The organism is Sinorhizobium sp. P24N7 (assembly GCF_042436655.1).
In the GTDB taxonomy this organism is placed as follows: domain Bacteria; phylum Pseudomonadota; class Alphaproteobacteria; order Rhizobiales; family Rhizobiaceae; genus Sinorhizobium; species Sinorhizobium meliloti_A.
Genome location: NZ_JBHMIW010000014.1, coordinates 43,605 through 56,128 on the forward strand (window position 1 = coordinate 43,605; position 12,524 = coordinate 56,128).

The window sequence follows — 12,524 nt, forward strand, 5'->3', positions numbered from 1 at the left end:
TTTTTTTCGTACAGTACGTATTAATTGACATGGATGCCGGATGCCGGTTTTTCGACGCCATGGCGACGTTGTTGACGGCTGATCTGATACGTGCGGCCCGAGCCCTGCTCGGGTGGAGTCAGCTCGAACTTGCGCACAGATCGGGCGTGACGCAAAAAGCGCTCAGCGACTTCGAGCTTGAAAAGAAGCCGCTAACCGCCAAAGCCAGCGACAAGCTGCGGACGGCACTCGAGACCCACAACGTCCAATTTATCGCTGTGAACTCCGAAACGAGTGGCGAGATTGTGGGAGGGGGCGTCCGCTGGCGTCCGGACCCTCCACGCATGGATATCAAAATCCTCTAGGCTAGTAGATCACGATGTCAGTCCGGAAGCTCTGATGCGAGCAGATCGCCGGCCGTGGATCGAGTTGCGCAATGCACAGGTATCGATTCTGATTCGGCGTCTCGACTTTGTGGAGCGTCCAGCATGCAATGTGCTTCGGCACTATCGGCGAGGCCGGGGCGTTTGCCGGAGCCGCGAATGATCCTAACGTAGGCTCGTGTGTTTTAAGACGTCCACCCACGACGACATTTCAACGACCGCCAGCCATAGTTGGTTCGTACTTTCTCCCGTTCGGTCCACCATTCCCCTCTTTTGTTCAGCCCGGAGACCTAGGTGACAGAACTTACCTGGGGCAACTTCGACCGATGCCGGACGTCAGGCTGCCAGGGCTCGGTCGATGCCGAGGCTCGGCTGCGCTTGCCAAAAAAGCTGATTTGAGAGAAAGTTTTAGTCTGACCCGTTCGAGGTCTGGGCAACTCCCGCGAGTGGAGAAAAACATGCCTGTTAAATCTTTGGTGGCAGCCGTAATTTTTTCCCTCTTCGCCCTTTCGGGGTGCGCCAGCACAGGCTCGACCAACACGACCTATACCCAGTGGTACGGGCCCTATCCCGAGCCTGAATTCGACGTTCTTACGCCGGGCGGACTGCGGCTTGCCTATTAGCATGGCGTAGGCGAGCGACTGGGCCGGCCGCTGTAAGTGAGCGTACGCCCCTGCCCCCAGATTCCGAGCGATCGCCATCGCACGCCGGATGGAAAGCGGACAGGCATTCAGCAGCAAGCGGTATTCACGGAATTTTAGGCACTTGCGGAACACATATGGAACAGATAGGTTCTGTTCTTGATTTGTTTCGCGATTCTGGAGTGACGCCATGCTGACCCGCAAGCAACAGGAATTGCTTCTGTTCATTCATGAACGAATGAAGGAATCCGGGGTTCCGCCGTCCTTCGACGAGATGAAAGATGCCCTGGACCTTGCCTCCAAATCGGGCATCCATCGTCTGATCACCGCACTCGAAGAGCGCGGGTTCATTCGCCGGCTACCGAATCGCGCGCGGGCCCTCGAAGTCATCAAGCTGCCGGAGGCATATGCCGGCGCTTCGCAGGTCCGCCGCGGCTTTTCGCCGAGCGTGATCGAAGGCAGTCTGGGCAAGCCTGCGGCCCCGCCCCCCGCACCGAAACCAGCGCCCCCGGCCGAGATCGCGTCGGTCGCTGTCCCGGTCATGGGCCGCATTGCCGCCGGCGTGCCGATTTCCGCAATCCAGAACAACATGCACGATATTTCCGTACCGGTCGAAATGATCGGCAGCGGCGAGCACTACGCTCTCGAGATCAAGGGTGATTCGATGATCGAGGCCGGCATCCTCGATGGCGATACGGTGATCATCCGGAACGGAAGCACTGCCACCCCCGGGGATATCGTCGTCGCCCTGATCGACGACGAGGAAGCAACTCTGAAGCGTTTCCGTCGCAAGGGCGCCTCTATTGCGCTCGAAGCCGCCAATCCGGCTTACGAGACACGGATATTCGGTCCGGATCGGGTCAAGATCCAAGGCAGGCTTGTCGGCCTCATCCGGCGGTACCACTAGCCTCCCGACGAGGTGTGCAGGCGTTTCCCACGGAAGTACGCAATTTCAAAGCGTTAGAAGTGGGCGCATTGCGCCTTGGGGCGCTATGGCCACGCCTCCACAGAACCGAAGCCATATTTATACAGAATAAAAAAGACCCTATTCCAAATGTACCCTCTTGCGGATTGCGGGCAATCATTCTAAATCCGCGCCACGATTTGAAAATCGCAAATCGTAGAGGCCTCGTGGCGGAGTGGTGACGCAGAGGACTGCAAATCCTTGTACCCCGGTTCAATTCCGGGCGAGGCCTCCAAAAAACCACCCCTATTCAGCTTTGTTACCGACAAATCTTACCTGCGTCAGACGAAGGCGAACTCCGCGCCCGCAAAGACGAAGTTGGCAGCGCTGAGGTCGGCAGCGTGGATGCCGATCAGAGTGACCTGATCGACCGTGCCATTCAACTGCAGGACAGCGTTCCCGTCAGCATCGTTGCCGATGTTGGGCAAAAAATCAGCGAAGTCGTCGTAGCCATAGCCAGCGATTTGGATGACGTCCTTGTCCAATTCGAAGTCGAAGATCTCATCCCGACCACTGTTTCGTGAAAACAGGAACTGATCGGCACCGGTCTCGACCGCGAAGCCTGCGGTCAGTCGACCATCACCCCAGAGCTGATCGTTACCGGTGCCGCCGATCAAGAGGTCGTTCCCACCCGCGGTGTCCACGCCGACCTCTGCATCGCCATACAGGACATCATTGCCTTTGCCTCCGTCGAGCAGGTCGTCGCCGCCACTGCCGCCACGTGAGAAAAGAATGTCTCCAACGAGAAAGTCATTGCCCGAACCACCATAGAGGTGGTCGTTGCCGCCAATGCCGGATTCCACGACGCCCTGGTCGAGGCCATCGCCGTAGAGTTTGTCATGGCCCTCTCCGCCCTGGAGTCGATCGTTCCCGCCAACGAAAAAATCGCCCAGGGAGAAAGCGTCGCCCGAGAGACTGTCGTCTCCGGCGCCGCCGTCGAGCCAGTCGTCTCCACCACGTCCGCTGAGGCAATCGTAGCCATCGCCATAGAGTGTATCGTTGCCTTTGCCGCCCGAGAGACGATCATTCCCTCCGGCGACGATAGCGGAATCAATCGCATCGATCTGGAAGGCATCGCCGTACAGCGTGTCGTCGCCGGCGCCGCCGTCGAGCTGGTCGTCGCCACCACGCCCCTGATTGGAGATCGTCCAAGCGTCGCCGAAGAGCGTGTCGTTGCCCCCAAGGCCGTCAAGGCTGTCGCGGCCACCCTGCCCCGAAGACAGGAAGCCGCCGATTTCGGAGACTCCTAGGCTATTGCCGGTCGTGAACGGGTCTCCGAAGATAATATCCGGATCGTTCGTTCCGAAGATGTGGTTGTCCAGCCCGAGCCAAGGGGCGATGCCACCGATCAGATGCGCCATTTTTCTCTCCACAGTGCTGTAAAGTAGGCGATGCTCGTCTTGGGAAACCCGGACGGCCTTCGCGGCGCCGACTTCGTCGGGCTCCGTCGGAGTGACGAGCTAACGCTATGAAAATACCGACTTCCTACGGAAGACCGTTACACCCTTTTCCTGAAAGCGCTCCAATGTTGCCGAACGTGATGTTCCTGTCTATTGACCACTTTGGATTAACTACAAGTTGTACTTTGCGGCGACACTCAGCGTCCGGATACTGGAAGAAGGACGAGCTCGCCCACGCTCCCGAAGACGTCCGCGAAGGGCGAAACCTCGAGGATCGTGTGGTCTCGTGATCGGCGGTTGTGATATAGCGGTCCGTCGGCCGGCCTCATCGGGAGGGCGGCACTCGAAGCGCGACGTGATGGATATTCCTTGGGGCTACATTCAGCGCCACTTCGATTGGCTCGGGCATGTGGTCGAGGGCTTCTGTATTGCAGCAGTCGTCGCCCTCCTGTTCGTGGCGATTGCGCCGAGAAGGCTGGCGCTGATCATCGGCCTCGCCTTCGCCATCGGACACTTTCACGGCCGCGAGAAACGTGATTTCGAGATCAGCGCAAAGCTGCTGCCGCCTCACCTGGAGGGCTATGAAATGTGGAGGTGGAGTTGGGATCAGGCGACCGATTTCTGGCCCGTCGCTTTGGTCCTCGCCTGCGTCATTGTCGCCCTCCTGCCCAAACGGCGTCGAAAGCCGCGCAATTCCGACGACTGAAATGCGTGCATCCGGATGCTGGCGGGACTCTTGGCAAGGCCCACCTCTCAGGACCTGCCGGACGAGTTCGGCTTGCTGCGCCATCGGGCCCACCATACGGCCAGCTTGCGCCGCCGTCGGCGCATCGAGGGAATATCGTGCGAAAGCACGAGCAGGCCCAGAGGAACCATCCAGAAGCCCAGGATGGGCAGAAAACCGAGCAGACCGCCGAAGACGAGCAGAACGCCGATGAGCACGCGCAATGCCGGCGAATTGGGCAGGCTCATCCGCCATTTGCCGAGCACAATCTCACGCGTCTTGGGATCGATGCCAAAATGCTTCTTCGCCATCACTCTTCTTCCGTACCAATGACCCCACAGTTGGTGCCTTCTCCACAGGGCGGCAACCGCCTACCGACATTTTTTTTGAAAAACCGCTTGGCAAATCGGAAAAGCATTTGTATTAGCAGCCTCACTTCTGCGGCGCAGATGATCCCTGGTAGCTCAGCGGTAGAGCACTCGACTGTTAATCGATAGGTCGCCGGTTCGAATCCGGCCCGGGGAGCCAGTTTCCAAAGCCCTGCACCTCGCGGTGCGGGGCTTTTTCTTTGAGTATTTTCAAGCGCTTAACCGATCATGGCAAATGCACCAAGCCTCCAAGGGTTCGGTGCTGGCTTGCTTTTTGGTTACATTTTGGCTGCTTTTCGGACCACACAGGCCGGCAAACGGGGAATTCATAGGGTCCGAAGCTATTGCGCGTTACGCAATGAGAAACGCCGCAAGCGGCATCTATCGCTATTATCGCCGCGTGCCGAGTTGCACACGAACTATCACGCGGCATGGGAGAAGGCGCGGATCAGGAGACGAACGCCACGAAAGGCGGAATGCGGTCTCCCTTTGAGCCGGAGACAAAGGAGGTCCAGCAGGCGACGCTCTTTTGAGCGTTATTTCTTGCCGAGATATTCCATCACTTTTTCGCGGTTCGGCCCAGCTTCACGGATCGCCTTCAACGCCTTCTGCCGCGTCACCTTCGCCGTTCTCATGAGGTAGGCCACCTCGTGCTCCTGTTCGGAAACGAGCTCGCGGTCGCGGCCTTTCTTCTTCGGATTATCTGCCATGCTTTCCTCTTCATCGACGGTCTACCACGAGCCGCCCGACAACCATCTATTGCTGAGATAGTCCTTCGCTTTCACCCCGGCAGGGTTTCCTTCACGGAGGGCCTCCTGTACCATCCTTCTCCTATAGGCTGCACTTTTCTCATCACTTGCGACCCCATGCCCCTCAGTGGAAACGAGATCGCGGTTACGATCCGGCTCCTTGTCATTATCTGCCACTCTTTTTCTCCATGTACTTGGATGAAGAATAGGAGCGGATCACGCTTCGGCAAGGGCGGGCTTATGACGCGTTTCTAGGTGATGTCATAGTCCGGGGCGCGCCGTCGACCGGTAAGGATTTCACCGTATCAGGGACGTCCACGGCTCAATCAGTGCCTCGATGTTCTCAGCTTCAGATTTCCTCTTTGCTCAATTCAACTCGAGGTCCGGCGCGGCATTCCTGCTGCGCCGGGCTTTTGCATTCGAAGAGCCCCGCATCAACGCCGCAACTGAGCGCGGTCTCGCCGGCTGGCCTCGTGCTGGCCGGACATGTCGCCTCTTACTTCAAGCGCTTGAGGAGTTCCTGCGCCACGGCGGGGGCCGAGGCCGGATTTTGGCCCGTGATCAGTTCCCGATCGGTGACGACATGCGCGCTGAAGGGCGCATCGGACTGACTATAGCGAGCACCTGCTTGCGTGAGAGCATCCTGCGGATAGAACTTCATCGCGCCGCCGCCGAGCAATCCCTTTGCCAGTTCCTCTTCCTCATTGCTGATCACAGTGAGGTTGTAGCCGGCATAGATCCATTCACGGTCTGCTTTCGCTGCGCCTTCGGTTTCCAGCTGTGTGGTGAAAGCCTTCGGGTCCCGCAGGGTCGAGATGAGCGCGATGGGGCCATGGCAGGCGAGCGCGGTCGTCTTGCCCTGTTCATGGAAATGCGTCAGCAACTTGCCGAGCTCAGGGCTGACAAGAAGATCCTGCATCGGGGCATGGCCGCCAGGGACGTAGACCGCGTCGAAATGGTCGTAGCCGATCTGCTCGACCCGCGCGAGGCTGATTACGGGCGAGGCAGTGTCAGACAGCAAGCCGATTTCCTCAAGCTGCGCTTCGCTCGCCTTCATCGCAGCTTCGTCTCCGCCGAAATACATCTTGTCGATAGAGGTCTTGTCGATGGACGGCGCCGTGCCCTTGGGGGTGGCGAAGGTGATCTCGTGACCGGCATCGAGCAGCGCCTCGACCGGCTGCATCAGTTCGTTGAGGTAAAAGCCGGTCTGGAATACCTTGCCGTCCTTCAGGTCGAGATGGTCTGAATCGGAAAGAACCACCAGCACGTTTGCTGCATGGGCGCTGGCGGCGCTGAAACCGAGGGCAAGGGTGATGGCGAGGCGACGCAGGTATTTCATCGTCTGTCTCCGAATGCTTGAAAATTGCGTTGTGAGGAGTGTGTTGCGGCTGTGTCAGCCGGCGATCTTCGCCAGCCGATGCAGCGAGAAATCGGCGAAATAGTCGCCGACGCCGCTGGCCAGAAACCGCTGCATGGCAGCGCCTTCCAGGTGGGCCCGCCATTGTGCTTCGCTCTCCCAGCTTTCGACGAAGATGCGAATGCGGCCGTCATCGAGGGACTGGTGCAGTTCGTAGCGCAGGCAGCCGTCCTCCATGAGAGTCTCGGCGACGAGCTTTTCCTGGACAGCCCCAAGGGCCGCCTCCTTGCCGGCTTTGGCGGTAGTCATGGCAATGATGGTGAGCGGAGAGTTTGACATCGGACGCGCTCTCTCAGGCAATCGTATTGACCAGGCCGCCCTCGGCGCGCAGTGCTGCGCCGTTGGTGGCCGACGAACGCGGGCTGGCGAGATAGGTGATGAGGTTTGCCACTTCTTCTGCCTCCACCATCCGCTGCAGGATCGAAGCGGAGCGCGCAGTGGCGAAGAATTCGGCTTCGATCTCTTTGATCGGAGCGGAAGGATCGGTCGCCTGGCTGCGCAGGAAGGTCTCGATGCCTTCCGAACGGGTCGGCCCCGGCAGCACCGCGTTCACCGTGACGTTGGTGCCGCGCGTCAGTTGCGCCAAGCCGCGCGAGACGGAGAGTTGCGCCGTCTTGGTGGTCGCGTAGTGGATCATGTCGGGCGGAATGGCGAGGCCGGACTCGCTTGAGATGAAGATGATCCGACCCCAGTTCTGCTCCAGCATGCCAGGCAGGTAAGCGCGCGACAGGCGTACGCCGCTCATCACGTTCACCTCGAAGAGATGGTTCCAGTCAGTGTCGGTGATGGCGCCGAAGTCCTTGCTTTCGTAAATGCCAAGATTATTGACCAGGATGTCGACCGACGGCGCGGCGTTGGCGATGGTCGCTGCGCCATCAGCGGTGGCAGCGTCTGCGAGAATGCCGGCAACGGATTCCCCGCCGGAGGTCTTGATGTCGGTGATGGCTTTGTCGAGCTTCGGCCGGTCGCGGCCGGTGATGATCACATTCGCGCCTTCGCGGGCGAGCGCGCGGGCGATTTCGAGCCCGATACCAGCGGTGGCGCCGGTAACGAGCGCGGTTTTATCGGTCAGTTGCAAATCCATGACGTGGCTCCTGATTGTGTCCGAACGCAATCTATGATCTGAGAGCCTGAGGAACTATTGCCGCCACTGGACATGCACCTGTGAATGGAGATCATCAGTGCCGCGCATTTTGATGGAACGCTCTGGCGAGATGGAGGTGTTTGCGCGAGTGGTGCAGGAGGGCGGCTTCTCGGCAGCCGCGCGCAGCCTCGACATCACGCCATCGGCAGTCAGCAAGCTGATCGCGCGTCTGGAGGCAAGACTTGGCACGCGCCTTCTGATGCGCACGACCCGCGCGCTAACGCTGACCGAAGAAGGCGAGGCTTATCATCACGCCGCGCTCAAGATCTTGCAGGCTCTGAACGATGCTGATCAGGAAGCGTCGGGCGGCGCCGTTCGTGGCCGGCTTCGGGTGAACGCCACCATTCCGTTCGGCACCATGTTCGTGGCGCCGGCGATGCCCGCCTTCATCGCGCGGAACCCCGATTTGATCGTCGATCTCAGCTTCGCAGACGGTATCGTCGATCTCGTCGCGGAAAAGACCGACGTCGCCATTCGCATGGGCAACCTGCCGGACAGCGGCCTGATCGCGCGAAAGCTCGGTCAGAGCAGACGAGTGGTGTGCGCCGCGCCTTCGTACCTGGAACGCAAAGGAAAGCCCCAGACGCCCACCGACCTTGAGCGTCATGACTGCCTGACCTTCAACTTTCGCCGCGAGCGGCCCTCATGGCCCTTCCGGTGGGACGGCCGGGAGATCGCCCAGGCGGTCACCGGAAGCCTGGTCGTCAACAACGGTGAGACGATGAAGCAGATGGTGCTGGCCGGAGTCGGCGTTGCACGGCTCGGGCTGTTTCACGTCGCCGCCGACATCGCCGCCGGAAGGCTCGTGCCTCTGCTCGAGGACGGCAATCCAGGTGATCTCGAACTGATCCACGCCATTTACGTCGGCGGTGGACCATTGCCGCATCGGGTTCGAGCCTTCATTGAATACATGATCGAGGCATTGGAAGAGTCACCCCTCCTGAAGGGCGGATAGGTGTTATGCGGGGCCGTCTAGTCGAGGTCGGTCTGGATCCAATGCGGCGAATGGTGGACGTCTATAGTCTGTAAGCGCCCTGGTCCGAGATTTTCGAACCGGTGTGGGATGCCAGCCGGGCCAAACACAGCCTGACCGGCAGTCGCGTCGAGGACAGTGTCTCCAACGAAAAAACGGGCCCGGCCCTCGATCACGACAAACACCTCGTCATAGGGATGCACGTGAAGACGTGGGCCTTCGCCAGTGCGGTTGGTGCCGTAAGCGAGCACGGTCACCGGTGCTCCGAGTGTGTCACCCGGCAAAGAGCCACGCCAGGGACCTTCAGCACCCGGATCAAAAAGCGTTGCATGAGCAGGCGCGCTTCCGCTTGGCCTGACCGAATTGACGTCGAAATCTTTGCGCGTCATGTCATCTCTCGCGAATTGTCCATCTCTGTGTGTCACAGTTCAGTATGAAGTCAGCCGGCCTATCCAGAGCCGCGACCGAATTGCCCTGCATCGCGGCTCCAATCTCCGGATATCTGGCGCAGCAAGTGCGCTACGTGATCGTCCCTTCCTTACGTCGGTGAAGCCGCTCATGCGCTGTTCAGATGGAGGATGTTGCCGTCGGGATCCTTGAACCAGACCATCTTGAACCCGTTCGCATCGTGGAGCCCGTCTTTGTATGACACGCCCTCCATCTCATAGCGCTCGAACGTCACACCCTTGGAACGCAAGTCGGCAACGATGGCGTCGATGTCTGGTCCGCAGTCCCACACCACGGCATTGGCCTTGTTGGTGCCGGCAAATTCCGAACTGTAGACGACCAGATACGTCGCGCCCCGTCTTGTAGACCAGCACGCCTTCCATGCCTTCGTCGTTGAGTTCAAGCCCCAGTATATCACTGTAGAAACGCCTCGCCCGATCGATGTCGCTCACCGCGACAATGGCCGAGGAAGACTTGTCGTTGAGTGCGTTCATGGAATGTCTCCTTGATTGACGTCCAGAGGACGCATGACCTGCTTCGGTTCCGACACCGAAGAGGGTGGTCTCGGCAATTATCCAGAAAGTGACACAAACGAATGAGGCTGCATCGGCGATGCCAAATGTCCGCTATTCGGCTCCCGGCCCCAACGGTCGCTGCCAAGATCGCATACGGTCGCTTCGAGTTCAGTCGCGCGATAGAGGCCATAGCAGACTTTCACGAGCAAACATTCCTGGCACATGGCGCTTGGATACCAGCGAGGAACACCGACGGCGGTGAGATCTCGCGTTCGAACGATACCTCGTTCTCGCCAAAGCGACAGCTCGCTCTCTGAGAGCTGGTTTCGGGCGTCTTTGGCGTTGACACGGTTAGTGGAATCGAGAATTCGTAATTCGCGGTTTCATCCTGCCCGGCGAGCCAGCTTTCATTTTTTCGGGCTGATTTTTCTCGTAGGTTTCCTCATGCGTATCGCATGGCTTTTCCTGGTCCTTGCGATCGCGACCGAGGTCGTCGGCCTGACTGTGATGAAGGCGGCATCCGGCTCCGGCACCTATTGGGGGCATATCGTCATGTATGCCTCGATCGCGCTCTCCTACGTCTTCCTGGCGCGAGCGGTGAAGACCATTCCGGTCGGCGTCGCCTATGCGGTCTGGGAAGGATCGGGCGTCGCCGTGATCACGCTCGTCTCTGTTTTCGTTTTCGGCCATGCGCTTTCCGGTCGCGAGATGCTGGGCCTTGCGATGGCCGTCGCGGGAATACTTCTCCTCAATGCCGGCAGGAGCGATGCCGCGGAAACCGCCGCATGAGCGCGTCGGGTCTCTCCTTCGCATTCGCGGTCGTCGCCGGTGTGCTCGATGTGGCAGCGAATCTCGCCTCGACGAAGTCGAACGGCTTTGCCCGCCGCGGCTGGGGTACCCTTTCGATCGTCCTGGTGCTTGCGGCCTTCGCGCTCCTGGCGGAAGCGATCAAGGACATGGACCTGGCGATCGCCTATGCCATTCTCGGCGCAACCGGAATCTTCGGTACGGCCATCTGCGGCCGCCTTTTCTTCGGTCAGAGGCTGAAACCGATCGGCTGGCTTGGACTGTCACTGATTTTCGGCGCGGTGCTGGTGCTTCACACCGCCTGACGCGGCTGTCCATCTGAGCCTGAGCGCTTGTTCCAGGGGCGAAGCGACGGGCTGCCTGCCCGGCACCAGCAGCTGATCATCGGTTTACGAGGCGCATTCCGGCATGATCGGCTGCCGGCTTGTCCAAGGTCAGCGTTTCGGCGCAGCCTGCCAAGCGCCCGCCGTGGGCGATCAGCGCATCGGAGAAGTCCCCCTTCGTCGTCCGGTAGGTGGCAAGCGCCAAATAACCGGCATCCGCTCGATCAACCACGATCTCACGCGCCCGCAACAAAGTTTCAATAACGCGAGCAACGGCTTCGCGTGGCATCTTATATGAGCGCGTTAAGACCCCGACGGTTTCGACAAGAACGACCTGCGAGATGTAGCCCGGCGCCTCGGATGTGAAGCCGTCAATGATCTGCGAAGCCAAAGGCGACTGGGCGGTATCATCCTGCGCCAGGTAACGCACCAGCAGGTTCGTATCGATGCCGATCATTCGCCGGTGAATCCAACGGATATCGCTTTCTGCATATCCTCGAGACTGACTGGCCTGTCCGGACGAGGAACGATCCCCTTGAGCGATTTGATCGAATGGGAAGCGGGCACAACGGCGTAGTGGCCGTCCTCCATACGGATGAAGTCCACACGGTCCCCGGCGGAAAGACCCATATCGGCGCGGACCTTGGCCGGGCATGGGATGTAGGGTCAAGATTGCAGGGGTCGAGGGCGGTGCTGATGCTTGACAGCGCCTGACGGCTGTCCGTCGGATCCTGAGCGCTTGTTCTTCGGAGGCGCGGCGACGGCTGCCCTCCCCGGTACCAGCCGATCGAGAAGCGCGAAATAAAGCCCATAGGGCAGGATCCGCAGCAATTTGACCAAGTACGTAAATCGTTTCGGGAAGGTGATCTCGAAACGCGAAGACTTCAGCCCCGCGCATATCCGCTCTGCCGCCTCCTCCGTGCTCACCAGCGCGGGTCTCGGGAATCCGCCTTTCGGCACGGCCTTCGTATCCACGAAGCCGGGACAGATGACTTGCAGGCGGATGCCGATACGATCGAGATCGAATTTCAGGCTCTCCGCCATGTTGATGAGTGCCGCCTTGCTCGCACCATAGGCGGCGCCCATCGGCAGCCCCCCATAGCCGGCCACCGACGACATGATCGCGATTTGTCCATGCCCCTTGGCCTTCATATGTTCGACAAGCGGAACGAGGCAGTTGACGACCCCGTTGAGATTGACCGCGAAGCTTCTGTCGAAGGCGTCTCGGTGCAGGTCGTCGCCACGGACCGGCAGGACGACGCCGGCGTTGAGCACGGCGAGTGCCACCTGCCCGTGCTCGTATTCGATTTTTGCCAAGAGCCGCTCCATGTCCTTCGGATCGGTGACGTCTCCATCGAGAACGATCATCCGCCCTGCTCCGGCCGCATCGTGCTGAAGATCTACCAGCTTCTCGTGACTTCGCGCCGTGACGACCACCGAATAGCCTTCCTCGGCCAATCGAAGCGCCACGGCGCGACCGATTCCGGAACTCGCGCCGGTGACCCAGGCCAATCCATGTTCGGGGCGGGCGGTGAATACGGCTGTCATCTTTTCCTCGCTCGTCCACGGGGGTTCTCACCGGGGCCACCGCATAAGCGGCCGGTCCCATACCTCTCCGGACGGCAAGCGCCTGCCCCGCAATCTCCGCTTCCCGCCCGTCGATTGACGGCAGAGACGTTTTTTGCCCGGG

18 protein-coding genes, 2 tRNA genes and 1 pseudogene are annotated in these 12,524 nt (G+C 59.9%); 9 read left to right on the forward strand and 12 right to left on the reverse strand.

All coding sequences use genetic code 11. The annotated features are described in order from the left end of the window. The first annotated feature begins 71 nt into the window (after nt 1-71). The 4 genes from ACFHWW_RS23190 to ACFHWW_RS23205 all read left to right on the forward strand — a co-directional run bounded on the left by ACFHWW_RS23190 (nt 72) and on the right by ACFHWW_RS23205 (nt 2,202). Nucleotides 72-344, forward strand: a complete 273-nt coding sequence (locus tag ACFHWW_RS23190) for a helix-turn-helix domain-containing protein (protein WP_379941059.1) — start codon at nt 72-74, stop codon at nt 342-344. Between the two features lie 476 nt (nt 345-820). Beyond that, nucleotides 821-985 (forward strand): hypothetical protein, encoded by a 165-nt coding sequence (locus tag ACFHWW_RS23195; protein ID WP_013844460.1) that lies wholly within the window; start codon nt 821-823, stop codon nt 983-985. Between the two features lie 208 nt (nt 986-1,193). After that, nucleotides 1,194-1,910 (forward strand): transcriptional repressor LexA, encoded by a 717-nt coding sequence (lexA, locus tag ACFHWW_RS23200; RefSeq protein ID WP_379941060.1) that lies wholly within the window; start codon nt 1,194-1,196, stop codon nt 1,908-1,910. A 218-nt stretch (nt 1,911-2,128) separates the two neighbouring features. Continuing rightward, a tRNA-Cys gene (locus ACFHWW_RS23205) sits at nt 2,129-2,202 on the forward strand. Between the two features lie 46 nt (nt 2,203-2,248). On the opposite strand, the gene ACFHWW_RS23210 is transcribed toward ACFHWW_RS23205, so the two are convergent. Beyond that, nucleotides 2,249-3,328 carry a calcium-binding protein gene (locus tag ACFHWW_RS23210; RefSeq protein WP_379941061.1) on the reverse strand — a complete coding sequence of 360 codons (1,080 nt, stop codon included), beginning with the start codon at nt 3,326-3,328 and terminating at the stop codon, nt 2,249-2,251. A gap of 397 nt (nt 3,329-3,725) precedes the next feature. On the opposite strand from ACFHWW_RS23210, the gene ACFHWW_RS23215 reads away from it, so the two are divergent. Continuing rightward, nucleotides 3,726-4,073, forward strand: a complete 348-nt coding sequence (locus ACFHWW_RS23215) for a hypothetical protein (protein WP_379941063.1) — start codon at nt 3,726-3,728, stop codon at nt 4,071-4,073. Between the two features lie 47 nt (nt 4,074-4,120). Here ACFHWW_RS23215 and ACFHWW_RS23220 read toward each other — a convergent pair whose 3' ends face one another. After that, on the reverse strand, nt 4,121-4,402 hold the full coding sequence (locus tag ACFHWW_RS23220; RefSeq protein WP_100674270.1) for a hypothetical protein: 282 nt from the start codon (nt 4,400-4,402) through the stop codon (nt 4,121-4,123). A gap of 142 nt (nt 4,403-4,544) precedes the next feature. Between ACFHWW_RS23220 and ACFHWW_RS23225 the strand changes: the two genes are divergently transcribed. Continuing rightward, nucleotides 4,545-4,619 (forward strand) — tRNA-Asn (locus tag ACFHWW_RS23225). A 376-nt stretch (nt 4,620-4,995) separates the two neighbouring features. Here ACFHWW_RS23225 and ACFHWW_RS23230 read toward each other — a convergent pair. From ACFHWW_RS23230 to ACFHWW_RS23245, 4 genes are all read right to left on the reverse strand, one after another. Beyond that, on the reverse strand, nt 4,996-5,169 hold the full coding sequence (locus ACFHWW_RS23230; protein WP_100674268.1) for a DUF3606 domain-containing protein: 174 nt from the start codon (nt 5,167-5,169) through the stop codon (nt 4,996-4,998). A 535-nt stretch (nt 5,170-5,704) separates the two neighbouring features. After that, nucleotides 5,705-6,547, reverse strand: a complete 843-nt coding sequence (locus tag ACFHWW_RS23235) for a type 1 glutamine amidotransferase domain-containing protein (RefSeq protein ID WP_379941065.1) — start codon at nt 6,545-6,547, stop codon at nt 5,705-5,707. Between the two features lie 54 nt (nt 6,548-6,601). Next, nucleotides 6,602-6,904 (reverse strand): putative quinol monooxygenase, encoded by a 303-nt coding sequence (locus ACFHWW_RS23240; RefSeq protein WP_379941067.1) that lies wholly within the window; start codon nt 6,902-6,904, stop codon nt 6,602-6,604. Nucleotides 6,905-6,917: 13 nt separating this feature from the next. Continuing rightward, nucleotides 6,918-7,709, reverse strand: coding sequence for an SDR family NAD(P)-dependent oxidoreductase (locus tag ACFHWW_RS23245; RefSeq protein WP_379941069.1), 792 nt, complete (start codon nt 7,707-7,709; stop codon nt 6,918-6,920). A gap of 97 nt (nt 7,710-7,806) precedes the next feature. On the opposite strand from ACFHWW_RS23245, the gene ACFHWW_RS23250 reads away from it, so the two are divergent. Further along, nucleotides 7,807-8,724, forward strand: a complete 918-nt coding sequence (locus ACFHWW_RS23250) for a LysR substrate-binding domain-containing protein (RefSeq protein ID WP_379941071.1) — start codon at nt 7,807-7,809, stop codon at nt 8,722-8,724. A 17-nt stretch (nt 8,725-8,741) separates the two neighbouring features. Here ACFHWW_RS23250 and ACFHWW_RS23255 read toward each other — a convergent pair whose 3' ends face one another. From ACFHWW_RS23255 to ACFHWW_RS23265, 3 genes and pseudogenes are all read right to left on the reverse strand, one after another. Continuing rightward, a complete protein-coding gene (locus ACFHWW_RS23255; protein ID WP_100674263.1) occupies nt 8,742-9,131 on the reverse strand; it encodes a cupin domain-containing protein in 390 nt (129 codons plus the stop codon). 167 nt (nt 9,132-9,298) lie between these two features. Next, nucleotides 9,299-9,592: a VOC family protein gene (locus tag ACFHWW_RS23260; protein WP_379941237.1), complete on the reverse strand. Its 294-nt coding sequence runs from the start codon at nt 9,590-9,592 to the stop codon at nt 9,299-9,301. Nucleotides 9,593-9,605: 13 nt separating this feature from the next. Next, nucleotides 9,606-9,683: pseudogene (locus ACFHWW_RS23265) on the reverse strand (VOC family protein); the annotation flags it as partial. 465 nt (nt 9,684-10,148) lie between these two features. Between ACFHWW_RS23265 and ACFHWW_RS23270 the strand changes: the two are divergent. Next, a complete protein-coding gene (locus ACFHWW_RS23270; protein WP_026168588.1) occupies nt 10,149-10,493 on the forward strand; it encodes an SMR family transporter in 345 nt (114 codons plus the stop codon). Further along, complete coding sequence (locus ACFHWW_RS23275) at nt 10,490-10,816, forward strand: SMR family transporter (RefSeq protein ID WP_379941074.1); 327 nt, start codon at nt 10,490-10,492, stop codon at nt 10,814-10,816. The genes ACFHWW_RS23270 and ACFHWW_RS23275 overlap by 4 nt, the downstream gene beginning before the upstream one ends. A gap of 76 nt (nt 10,817-10,892) precedes the next feature. Here the strand turns inward: ACFHWW_RS23275 and ACFHWW_RS23280 are convergent, their stop codons facing one another. The 3 genes from ACFHWW_RS23280 to ACFHWW_RS23290 are packed head-to-tail and all read right to left on the reverse strand — an operon-like array spanning nt 10,893 to nt 12,382. After that, nucleotides 10,893-11,291, reverse strand: a complete 399-nt coding sequence (locus ACFHWW_RS23280; RefSeq protein ID WP_275598114.1) for a PIN domain-containing protein — start codon at nt 11,289-11,291, stop codon at nt 10,893-10,895. Continuing rightward, on the reverse strand, nt 11,288-11,494 hold the full coding sequence (locus tag ACFHWW_RS23285) for an AbrB/MazE/SpoVT family DNA-binding domain-containing protein (RefSeq protein ID WP_379941227.1): 207 nt from the start codon (nt 11,492-11,494) through the stop codon (nt 11,288-11,290). Before ACFHWW_RS23285 ends, ACFHWW_RS23280 begins: the two co-directional genes overlap by 4 nt. A 6-nt stretch (nt 11,495-11,500) precedes the next feature. Then, on the reverse strand, nt 11,501-12,382 hold the full coding sequence (locus ACFHWW_RS23290; RefSeq protein WP_275600034.1) for an SDR family oxidoreductase: 882 nt from the start codon (nt 12,380-12,382) through the stop codon (nt 11,501-11,503). Nucleotides 12,383-12,524: the final 142 nt, after the last annotated feature.

Excerpts from the sequence above, each read along its gene's own strand:
- ACFHWW_RS23195 (WP_013844460.1), top strand. The coding sequence starts at position 821 with ATGCCTGTTAAATCTTTGGTGGCAGCCGTAATTTTTTCCCTCTTCGCC.
- lexA (WP_379941060.1), top strand. The coding sequence starts at position 1,194 with ATGCTGACCCGCAAGCAACAGGAATTGCTTCTGTTCATTCATGAACGA.
- ACFHWW_RS23210 (WP_379941061.1), bottom strand. The coding sequence starts at position 3,328 with ATGGCGCATCTGATCGGTGGCATCGCCCCTTGGCTCGGGCTGGACAAC.
- ACFHWW_RS23215 (WP_379941063.1), top strand. The coding sequence starts at position 3,726 with ATGGATATTCCTTGGGGCTACATTCAGCGCCACTTCGATTGGCTCGGG.
- ACFHWW_RS23220 (WP_100674270.1), bottom strand. The coding sequence starts at position 4,402 with ATGGCGAAGAAGCATTTTGGCATCGATCCCAAGACGCGTGAGATTGTG.
- ACFHWW_RS23230 (WP_100674268.1), bottom strand. The coding sequence starts at position 5,169 with ATGGCAGATAATCCGAAGAAGAAAGGCCGCGACCGCGAGCTCGTTTCC.
- ACFHWW_RS23235 (WP_379941065.1), bottom strand. The coding sequence starts at position 6,547 with ATGAAATACCTGCGTCGCCTCGCCATCACCCTTGCCCTCGGTTTCAGC.
- ACFHWW_RS23240 (WP_379941067.1), bottom strand. The coding sequence starts at position 6,904 with ATGTCAAACTCTCCGCTCACCATCATTGCCATGACTACCGCCAAAGCC.
- ACFHWW_RS23245 (WP_379941069.1), bottom strand. The coding sequence starts at position 7,709 with ATGGATTTGCAACTGACCGATAAAACCGCGCTCGTTACCGGCGCCACC.
- ACFHWW_RS23255 (WP_100674263.1), bottom strand. The coding sequence starts at position 9,131 with ATGACGCGCAAAGATTTCGACGTCAATTCGGTCAGGCCAAGCGGAAGC.
- ACFHWW_RS23270 (WP_026168588.1), top strand. The coding sequence starts at position 10,149 with ATGCGTATCGCATGGCTTTTCCTGGTCCTTGCGATCGCGACCGAGGTC.
- ACFHWW_RS23275 (WP_379941074.1), top strand. The coding sequence starts at position 10,490 with ATGAGCGCGTCGGGTCTCTCCTTCGCATTCGCGGTCGTCGCCGGTGTG.
- ACFHWW_RS23280 (WP_275598114.1), bottom strand. The coding sequence starts at position 11,291 with ATGATCGGCATCGATACGAACCTGCTGGTGCGTTACCTGGCGCAGGAT.
- ACFHWW_RS23290 (WP_275600034.1), bottom strand. The coding sequence starts at position 12,382 with ATGACAGCCGTATTCACCGCCCGCCCCGAACATGGATTGGCCTGGGTC.